Raw genomic sequence first — 9,676 nt, forward strand, 5'->3', positions numbered from 1 at the left:
CCGCCCCCGTCGTCCCGGCCCCCGCAGCATCGCTCACCGCATCGCTCGCCGAGTCGCCCGCCGTCAGAGCAGCTTCTTCGCCGAGGCCGCGTCGTAGGGGGCCAGTTCCCCGAAGCGGCCCTCCAGCACCTTCCGCGCCCACTCGGGGTCCTGGAGCAGCGCGCGGCCGACGGCGACGAGGTCGAACTCCTCGCGCTCCATGCGGTCGAGGAGTTCGTCGATGTTCCGCACGGGCGCGCCCTCGCCGCTGAAGGAGCGGTTGAAGTCGCCGTCGAGGCCGACCGAGCCGACGGTGAGGGCCGGGCGGCCGGTGAGCTTCTTCGACCAGCCTGCGAGGTTGAGGTCCGAGCCCTCGAACTCGGGCAGCCAGTAGCGCCGGGTGGAGGCGTGGAAGGCGTCCACCCCGGCCTCGGCGAGCGGCGTGAGGATCGCCTCCAGCTCCTGGGGGGTCTCGGCGAGCCGCGCGTCGTACCTGTCGCCCTTCCACTGCGAGAAGCGGAAGATCACCGGGAACTCGGGCGAGACCCGTGCCCGTACCGCCTCGACGATCTCCACCGCGAACCTCGCGCGGGCCACCGCGTCGCCGCCGTAGGCGTCGGTGCGGCGGTTGGTGCCCGCCCACAGGAACTGGTCGATGAGGTAGCCGTGCGCGCCGTGCAGCTCGACACCGTCGAAGCCGATGCGCTCCGCGGCGGCGGCCGCCTCGGCGAAGGCGCCGATGACGTCGTCCAGGTCCTGCCGGGTCATCGCCCGGCCGGTGGCCTCCTCCTCGCCGACGCGCAGACCGGAGGGGCCGACGGCGGGGGCCTCGGGGAAGGGCGGCCGGCCCTGCTCGCGGACCATGCCGACGTGCCAGAGCTGCGGCACGATCGTGCCGCCCGCCGCGTGCACCGCCTCGGCGACCTTCGCCCAGCCCGCGAGCTGCTCCTCGCCGTGGAACCGGGGGACGCGGTCGCTGAGTCCGGCCGAGGCGTGGCCGACGTAGGTGCCCTCGGTCACGATCAGCCCGACGCCCGCGGCGGCCCGGCGCGCGTAGTACGAGAGCACGTCCTCGCCGGGGACGCCGCCCGGGGAGAACATGCGGGTCATCGGCGCCATCGCGATGCGGTTGGGGACGGTCAGGCCGTTCAGCGCGACGGGCCGGGAGAGGATGCTCGCGGCACGGGAGGCGGGGGCGTCCGCACCGGTGGGGAGGTCGGCGGGGGCGGTCATACGGGCTCCAGGGGGGCGTGGGAACAACCGGTCAGTATGTGCACGCGCATGCAACGCGTCCCCCAGATCAATGCCCTGTACAGCGATCGCATTCCCGTCCGCCCCGGGAATGTGACCCCCGCCTCCCGAAGGCTGTGAGCGGTGACTCCCCGCGTGCCGGGCACGCCGAAGGGCGGCACCCCCCGTACGGGGAGTGCCGCCCTCTGTCGCACTCGTGCGTCGGCGTGCGCCGGCGCGTCACGGACTCGCGTCCGATCCTCGGTGGGCCCGGCGGGAGGCCGGGCCCGGGGAGGATCAGAAGTCCATGTCACCGCCCGGCATGCCGCCCGGAGCGCCCGCCGGGGCGGCCTTCTCCGGCTTGTCGGCGATGACGGCCTCGGTGGTCAGGAACAGCGCGGCGATGGAGGCGGCGTTCTGCAGCGCGGAACGGGTCACCTTCGCCGGGTCGATGATGCCTTCCTTGACCAGGTCGACGTACTCGCCGGTCGCGGCGTTCAGGCCGTGGCCCGGGGTCAGGTTGCGCACCTTCTCCACCACGACGCCGCCCTCGAGGCCGGCGTTGACGGCGATCTGCTTCAGCGGGGCCTCGAGCGCCAGCTTGACGGCGGCGGCACCGGTGGCCTCGTCGCCCTCGAGCTCCAGCTTCTCGAACACCTGGGAGGCCTGGAGCAGGGCCACGCCACCACCGGCGACGATGCCCTCCTCGACGGCCGCCTTCGCGTTGCGAACGGCGTCCTCGATGCGGTGCTTGCGCTCCTTGAGCTCCACCTCGGTGGCGGCACCGGCCTTGATGACCGCGACACCGCCGGCGAGCTTCGCCAGGCGCTCCTGCAGCTTCTCGCGGTCGTAGTCGGAGTCGCTGTTCTCGATCTCGGCACGGATCTGGTTGACCCGGCCGGCGACCTGGTCGGCGGAGCCGGCGCCGTCGACGATGGTGGTCTCGTCCTTGGTGATGACGACCTTGCGGGCGCGGCCCAGGAGCTCCAGACCGGCGTTCTCCAGCTTGAGGCCGACCTCCTCGGAGATGACCTCGCCGCCCGTGAGGATGGCGATGTCGCCGAGCATGGCCTTGCGGCGGTCACCGAAGCCCGGGGCCTTGACGGCGACGGACTTGAAGGTGCCGCGGATCTTGTTGACGACCAGGGTCGACAGGGCCTCGCCCTCGACGTCCTCGGCGATGATCAGCAGCGGCTTGCCCGACTGCATGACCTTCTCCAGGAGCGGGAGCAGGTCCTTGACCGCGGAGATCTTGGAGTTGGCGATGAGGATGTAGGGGTCCTCGAGCGAGGCCTCCATACGCTCCATGTCGGTCGCGAAGTACGCCGAGATGTAGCCCTTGTCGAAGCGCATGCCCTCGGTGAGCTCGAGCTCGAGCCCGAAGGTCTGCGACTCCTCGACGGTGATGACGCCTTCCTTGCCGACCTTGTCCATCGCCTCGGCGATGAGCTCGCCGATCTGGGTGTCGGCGGCGGAGATGGAGGCCGTGGAGGCGATCTGCTCCTTGGTCTCGACCTCCTTGGCCTGGTCGAGCAGGGCGGCGGAGACGGCCTCGACGGCCTTCTCGATACCGCGCTTCAGCGCCATCGGGTTCGCGCCGGCCGCCACGTTGCGCAGGCCCTCGCGGACCAGCGCCTGGGCGAGGACGGTCGCGGTGGTCGTACCGTCACCGGCGACGTCGTCCGTCTTCTTGGCGACTTCCTTGACCAGCTCGGCGCCGATCTTCTCGTACGGGTCCTCGAGCTCGATCTCCTTGGCGATGGAGACACCGTCGTTGGTGATCGTGGGGGCGCCCCACTTCTTCTCGAGGACGACGTTGCGGCCCTTGGGGCCGAGCGTCACCTTCACGGCGTCCGCGAGCTGGTTCATGCCGCGCTCGAGGCCGCGCCGCGCCTCCTCGTCGAACGCGATGATCTTGGCCATGTGAAGTGGTCCTCCCGGACTGGGGTGGATTGCTCCGGACCGCGCCCGCGCCCGCGACGGACGGCACCGGCTGGTGGTTCCTTGCCCCACCTCGCCAGGGCCTCACCGACCCGGTCCTTCGTTGTCACTCTCACCTTGTGAGTGCTAACGCCAATGATTAGCACTCACCCCCCGAGAGTGCAAGCGCCATCCCGCCGAACCCGGACAGACCGAAGGGCCCGCGGGCACCCGACGGTGCCCACGAGCCCTTCGTTCACGTCGAACTTTCAGTCGGCGCGCGCGTCAGCCGGCAACGCGGACCATGTCCGCCTGCGGCCCCTTCTGACCCTGCGAGATCTCGAACTCGACCCGCTGGCCCTCTTCCAGAGTGCGGTAACCGTCCATCTGGATCGCGCTGTAGTGGACGAACACATCCGCACCACCGTCGACCGCGATGAAGCCGTACCCCTTCTCCGCGTTGAACCACTTGACGGTGCCCTGAGCCATGCCTAACTCCCCTATTACTGGCCCTTGCACGGATCCGCACTTCGCGAATCCGGGTCAGACCTCACCCCCCAACGGTTGGGGGCGTGCGCCGGAACGCGTCGACCGCGGCTGAATGTATCTGTCCAACTGCCGTCTGCAACAGGTCAATCGGACGAGAAATCTGGGCACGACCGGTCGGGAATGTACGGAGAATTCGCTCGAATTCAGGGCAAGTCGGGCCGCACAAAAGGCGCATTAGTCACAAAAGCCCTGCGCACTTTGGCTACTTCTTGTCGGAAGCGCGGCATGATCGCCTTCGCCCGGTCTCAGAAATCCGGGGCGCGTTCCCCAACTGTACCGCGTTCAACCCTGCAGAATTGCCCCCTCCGCTTCTCTCACGGAGGGGGCAATTCGATATACGCGCGGTGATCGGCATTACCGAAGGTAAGCGGAAGCCGTCCGGTGCCGGACTCAGCCGCCGGCGACCGCGGGAATGATCGAGACGCCGGCACCCTCGGGCGTCGCCGTGTCGAGCCCCTGCTCGAAGCGGACGTCGTCGTCGTTGACGTACACGTTGACGAAGCGGCGCAGCTTGCCCTGGTCGTCCAGGACCCGGGCGGCGATCCCGGTGTGGTTCTTCTCCAGGTCCGCGATGACCTCGCCGAGGGTCGTGCCCTCGGCGCTGACCTCGGCCTTGCCGCCGGTGTAGGTGCGCAGGATGGTGGGGATGCGAACGGTGACGCTCATGGGGGTGATGACCTCCGGTCGGGTGCGAGGTGCTCAGGTGCTCGGTAGGGGCGCGTGCGCGGGAGAAGCGGGGGCGGGAGGTGCCGGGGCCGGGCGGGGCCGCCCGGGACCGGCTGCCCGAGCCGCCTCCCGGAAGGAGGCCGGGCTACGCGAGCCCCGCCTCCCGGAAGGAGTCCAGGGACGGCCGGATCGTCGCGGTCAGCCCGGTGCCCGCCACCGCGTCCAGCGTCTTGAGGCCGTCACCGGTGTTCAGGACGACGGTCGTCAGCGAGGGGTCGAGCACCCCGGCCTCGATGAGCTTGCGGGTGACGCCCACCGTCACCCCGCCCGCGGTCTCCGCGAAGATGCCCTCGGTCCGGGCGAGCAGCTTGATCGCGTCGACGATCTGCTCGTCGTTCACGTCCTCCACGACGCCGCCCGTGCGGCGCGCGATGTCCAGGACGTAGGGGCCGTCGGCCGGGTTGCCGATCGCGAGGGACTTGGCGATCGTGTCCGGCTTCTGCGGCCGCACGACGTCGTGGCCCGCCTTGAACGCGGTCGACACCGGCGAGCAGCCCTCGGCCTGGGCACCGAAGATCTTGTACGGCTTGTCCTCCACCAGACCCAGTTCGATCAGCTCCCGCAGCCCCTTGTCGATCTTCGTGAGCTGGGAGCCGGAGGCGATCGGCACCACGAGCTGGTCGGGCAGTCGCCAGCCGAGCTGCTCGCAGATCTCGTACGCCAGCGTCTTGGAGCCCTCGGCGTAGTACGGCCGCAGGTTGACGTTGACGAAGCCCCAGCCCTCGCCCGCCGGGTCGCCGATCAGCTCGGAGCAGAAACGGTTCACGTCGTCGTAGTTGCCCTCGATGCCGACGAGTTCGCCGCCGTAGACGGCCGCCATGACGACCTTGCCCTGCTCCAGGTCGTGCGGGATGAACACGCAGGAGCGGAAGCCGGCCCGGGCGGCGGCGGCACCCACCGCGCCGGCCAGGTTGCCGGTGGAGGAGCAGGACAGGGTCGTGAAGCCGAAGGCGCGGGCGGCCTCGATGGCCTGGGCGACGACGCGGTCCTTGAAGGAGTGCGTCGGGTTGCCGGAGTCGTCCTTCACGTACAGCCCGCCGGTGACGCCGAGTTCACGGGCGAGGTTGTCGGCCTTGACGAGCTTGGTCCAGCCGGGATTGATGTTCGGCTTGGTCGCCACGTCCGCCGGGACGGGCAGCAGCGGGGCGTACCGCCAGATGTTCGCGGGGCCGGACTCGATGCTCCGGCGCAGTTCCTCGGTGTCGTGGCCCGAGAAGTCGTAGGCGATCTCGAGCGGCCCGAAACACTCCTCGCAGGCGAATACCGGACCGAGCGGCACCCGGTGGCCGCATTCGCGACAGCTCAGCGCGGTGGCGGGGCCGAGATCGACGGAACCCGCGGCAGAGGGGGTGGAGTCGGTGGTGTCTGCGACAGTCTGCACAGCCATGTGAGGCGAGGCCCTTTCTCCTCATCTTCCTCACGACGCATCTCGCCGTGAGACGGATTTGGCACCTTCCCTAGCCGGGAGCCTCGCGGAGTGATCGACGATGACCAGCGATCTACGAGTGCCGGCTGGAGGGTTGCCGGGGCTTCATCGGGCCGTTTCCCTCTGCCCCTCTGGATGAGCGGTATTCGGTTGTGACGCCCGTGACCCCCGGCATGCGACGGTCACCTGCGTTGTTCAAGACTGTAACCGAAGGCCAGGACACTTGAGAGAGTCGTCCGTACCGCGAGATGGATCACAAAGGAGCCGCCGACCGTGCTGAGGGAAGTCGAGCATTGGCTGAAGGCACGCTCGTGGTCCCTGTCGGATCGCCCGTTGCAGCAGGTCATGGCCGCCAAGCGGGCCACCGGTCAGTCGGTCAGCGTGGTGCTCCCGGCGTTGAACGAGGAGGCGACCGTCGGCGCCATCGTCACGGCCATCCGCCGGGACCTCGTCCGGCGGGTGCCGCTCGTCGACGAGATCGTGGTCGTCGACTCCGGTTCCACCGACCGCACCGCCGAGGTGGCGGCGGCGGCGGGCGCCCGGGTCGAGCACCGCGACGCGATACTGCCGCGCATCCCGGCGCTGCCCGGCAAGGGCGAGGTGCTGTGGCGCTCGCTGATGGTCACGCGGGGCGACCTGGTGTGCTTCGTCGACGCCGACCTGCGCGAGTTCTCCTCCGACTTCGTCACCGGCATCGTCGGCCCGCTCCTCACCGACCCCGAGGTGCACCTGGTCAAGGCGATGTACGACCGCCCGCTGGCCGGCGCCGCCGGGCAGGGCGGCCGGGTCACCGAGCTGATGGCCCGGCCGCTGCTCAACATGCACTGGCCGCTGCTGGCCGGCTTCGTCCAGCCGCTCGGCGGCGAGTACGCGGCCCGCCGCTCCCTGCTCGAACGGCTCCCCTTCCCGGTCGGCTACGGCGTCGAGCTCGGCATGCTGGTGGACGCGCTGCACACCGTCGGCCTGGACGCGCTCGCCCAGGTCGACGTCGGCGTGCGCCACCACCGCCACCAGGACGGCCAGGCGCTGGGCCGCATGGCCGCCGCGATCTACCGCACCGCCCAGCTCCGCCTGGCCCGGGGCCACCTCCTGCGCCCCGCCCTCACCCAGTTCGAGCGCGGCCCGCAGGGCTTCGAGCCGCACACCCACCCGGTGGACACGGAGGAACGCCCCCCGATGACCGAGATCGCGGAGTACACGGCCCGCAGGGTGGCGTGACCGCGGCCCGCGCAGTCGTGGCCGTCGCGCGCCACGGTGAACGCCACGCGGGTGCCGCCGTCCTCCTCCTCCTGGGCGCAGACCCTCTCGCCCGGCGCCCAGGAGGATGCCTCGCGGCCGCCGGTGCCCCGGAGCCGTACGACGTGGTCGGCTCCGGCCTTCCTGGCCACACGTCGTGTGACGAAATCGATGCGGAGTGGTGTCCGGGCACGTTTGAGGGTTCGGGGGCCGGGCTAGGTTGAGGCGTATGGCTTCAAGGTTCGGTGCTGCTCAGGTGCTGCTCGCCTCCAATCGGGGGCCCGTCTCGTACACCGCGGGGGAGGACGGCGCGCTGCACGCCAAACGCGGCGGTGGCGGAATGGTCTCCGGACTCTCGGCCATCGGGCCGGACGCGGGCGCGCTGTGGGTCTGCTCGGCGCTGAACGAGGGCGACCGCGAGGCGGTGCGGCGCGGGGTCGGCGAGGACGGCGTACGGATGCTGGACGTGCCGGCCGAGGTGCACTCGGACGCGTACAACGGGATCGCCAACTCCGTACTCTGGTTCGTGCACCACATGCTGTACCAGACCCCGCTCGAACCCGTCTTCGACCAGGAGTTCCGGCGGCAGTGGGCCTCCTACGAGACCTACAACCGGGCCTTCGCCGAGGCGCTCGCCGAGGAGGCGGCCGAGGGCGCGGCCGTGATGGTCCAGGACTACCACCTGACCCTGGTCCCGGGGATGCTCCGGGAACTCCGCCCCGACCTGCGCATCGCGCACTTCTCGCACACCCCCTGGGCGCCGGTCGACTACTTCCGGATGCTGCCCGACGACATCGCCGAGAAGGTGCTGCGCGGCATGCTCGGCGCCGACCGGCTCGGCTTCCTCACCCACCGCTGGGCGGACGCCTTCACCGCGTGCGCCGAGGCGCTGGTCGGCGGGCTCGGCGAGACCCGGATCGGGGTGCACGGGCTCGGCGCGGACGCCGACTTCCTGCGCGCGCGCTCCCACGAGGACGACGTCGCCGAGCGGATGGCGGTGCTGCGCGAGGAGATCGGCCCGGACCGGAAGACGATCGTCCGGGTCGACCGGACGGAACTGTCGAAGAACATCGTGCGCGGACTCCTCGCCTACGAGGAACTGCTCGCCTCACGCCCGGAATGGCGGGAGCGGGTGGTGCACGTGGCCTTCGCCTACCCCTCCCGGCAGGACCTCGCCGTCTACCGGGAGTACACCGACGAGGTGCGGCGGGTGGCCGAGGCGATCAACGCCCGGTTCGGCACGGACGGCTGGACGCCGGTGCTGATGCACGTCGAGGACGACTTCGCCCGCTCCCTCGCGGCCTACCGGCTGGCCGACGTGGCGCTCGTCAATCCCGTGCGTGACGGGATGAACCTGGTCGCCAAGGAGGTGCCGCTCGTCTCCGACGAAGGGTGCGCGCTGGTGCTCTCGCGGGAGGCGGGGGCCTACGAGGAGCTGGGCGAGGACGCGATCGTGGTCAACCCCTACGACGTGGTCGGCACGGCCGAGGCACTGCACGAGGCCCTGTCCCTGCCGCCGGACGAGCGCGCCGAACGCGCGAAGCGCCTCGCCGCCGCCGGCACGGCCCTCCCCCCGTCCCGCTGGTTCCTGGACCAGCTCGACGCCCTGCGGGGCTGAGCACCGGTCCCCGCGCCCCTGAAGGGCGCGGGGACCCGCGCACCGGGCCCGCGGACCACCCGCACCCCTACCCCAGCCGCGCCGCCATCGCCCGCAGCAACCGGACGACGCCCGCCGGACCGTCGACCACGAGGTCCGCCCGCTTCGCCAGCTCCGCGACCTCCTCGCTGCCACTGCACACCAGCAGTCCCGGCACCCCCTGCGCCCGCAGACCCTCCACCGCCGCGAACGCGGGCAGGTCCCCCAGGTCGTCGCCGGCGTACAGCACCGCCCCGGCGTCCACCTCCCGCACGTACTCCGACAGCGCGACCCCCTTGTCCATCCCCGGCGGTCGCAGCTCCAGGACCATGCGCCCCGGTTCGACGATCAGTCCGTGCCGTGCCGCGAGCTCGGCCAGCGGGGCGCGCAGCGCCTCGAACGCGGCCTGCGGGTCGGCCGCCCGGCGGGTGTGGACCGCGACGGCCCGGCCGCCCTTCTCCTCCACCCAGGTCCCCCGCCACGCCCCGACGGCGTCCAGCACCCCCGGCAGCTCCGCCCGCACGGCGGCGATCCCCGGGGGCGGGGCGGGCGCGGTGACCGTCCCGGTCACCGCCTCCCACCGCTCGGCGCCGTAGTGCCCGAGCACCACGAGGTGTTCGAGCCCGGCGACCCCCGCGAATCCTCCGTGGGCGACGGCGACCCCCGCCGGGCGCCCGGTGACGACGGCCACCGAGGCCACCTTCGGCGCGAGGGCGGCGAGGGCGGGCACCGCGTCGGGGTGGGGCCTGGCCTGTTCGGGGTCGGCGACGATCGGTGCGAGCGTCCCGTCGAAGTCGAAGGCGAGGACGGCCCGCCCGGGGCCGGCGAGGATCGCCTCCAGCCCTTCGCGTCCGGCCGCGGTGGTGGGAGTCGGGACGGGGAGGGCGTCACCGTTGCGGTGCGAGGCGTCCCCGGGGTCCGTGAAGTCCGTGTGGCTGCCCATGAGGTCGACCCTATCCGCGCGACCCCGTCCT

8 protein-coding genes and 1 riboswitch are annotated in these 9,676 nt (G+C 71.4%); of the genes, 2 read left to right on the forward strand and 6 right to left on the reverse strand.

Going from position 1 to position 9,676, the window contains the following annotated elements; genetic code table 11:
* Positions 1-63: 63 nt before the first annotated feature.
* The 5 genes from OHB09_RS14565 to thrC all read right to left on the reverse strand — a co-directional run bounded on the left by OHB09_RS14565 (position 64) and on the right by thrC (position 5,791).
* Positions 64-1,212 (reverse strand): NADH:flavin oxidoreductase, encoded by a 1,149-nt coding sequence (locus OHB09_RS14565; RefSeq protein ID WP_006144078.1) that lies wholly within the window; start codon positions 1,210-1,212, stop codon positions 64-66.
* 294 nt (positions 1,213-1,506) lie between these two features.
* Entirely contained in the window at positions 1,507-3,132 is a 1,626-nt protein-coding gene (gene groL / locus OHB09_RS14570; protein WP_191854828.1) for a chaperonin GroEL, read from the reverse strand.
* A 282-nt stretch (positions 3,133-3,414) separates the two neighbouring features.
* Positions 3,415-3,618, reverse strand: a complete 204-nt coding sequence (locus OHB09_RS14575; protein WP_003986833.1) for a cold-shock protein — start codon at positions 3,616-3,618, stop codon at positions 3,415-3,417.
* A gap of 450 nt (positions 3,619-4,068) precedes the next feature.
* The gene (locus OHB09_RS14580; protein ID WP_006144080.1) at positions 4,069-4,344 is read right to left on the reverse strand and encodes a MoaD/ThiS family protein; all 276 of its coding nucleotides are present in this window, start codon (positions 4,342-4,344) and stop codon (positions 4,069-4,071) included.
* 145 nt (positions 4,345-4,489) lie between these two features.
* Positions 4,490-5,791, reverse strand: a complete 1,302-nt coding sequence (thrC, locus tag OHB09_RS14585; RefSeq protein ID WP_167794913.1) for a threonine synthase — start codon at positions 5,789-5,791, stop codon at positions 4,490-4,492.
* 18 nt (positions 5,792-5,809) lie between these two features.
* Positions 5,810-5,972, reverse strand: a riboswitch (SAM riboswitch).
* A 131-nt stretch (positions 5,973-6,103) separates the two neighbouring features.
* Here thrC and OHB09_RS14590 point away from each other — a divergent pair.
* Positions 6,104-7,048 (forward strand): glucosyl-3-phosphoglycerate synthase, encoded by a 945-nt coding sequence (locus OHB09_RS14590; protein ID WP_093595537.1) that lies wholly within the window; start codon positions 6,104-6,106, stop codon positions 7,046-7,048.
* A gap of 247 nt (positions 7,049-7,295) precedes the next feature.
* The gene (locus tag OHB09_RS14595) at positions 7,296-8,684 is read left to right on the forward strand and encodes an alpha,alpha-trehalose-phosphate synthase (UDP-forming) (RefSeq protein ID WP_167794912.1); all 1,389 of its coding nucleotides are present in this window, start codon (positions 7,296-7,298) and stop codon (positions 8,682-8,684) included.
* A 67-nt stretch (positions 8,685-8,751) separates the two neighbouring features.
* Here the strand turns inward: OHB09_RS14595 and otsB are convergent, their stop codons facing one another.
* Complete coding sequence (otsB, locus tag OHB09_RS14600) at positions 8,752-9,645, reverse strand: trehalose-phosphatase (RefSeq protein ID WP_006144084.1); 894 nt, start codon at positions 9,643-9,645, stop codon at positions 8,752-8,754.
* Positions 9,646-9,676: the final 31 nt, after the last annotated feature.

Origin of the sequence: Streptomyces griseoaurantiacus, assembly GCF_036189845.1 — a bacterium.
Lineage (GTDB): Bacteria > Actinomycetota > Actinomycetes > Streptomycetales > Streptomycetaceae > Streptomyces > Streptomyces griseoaurantiacus.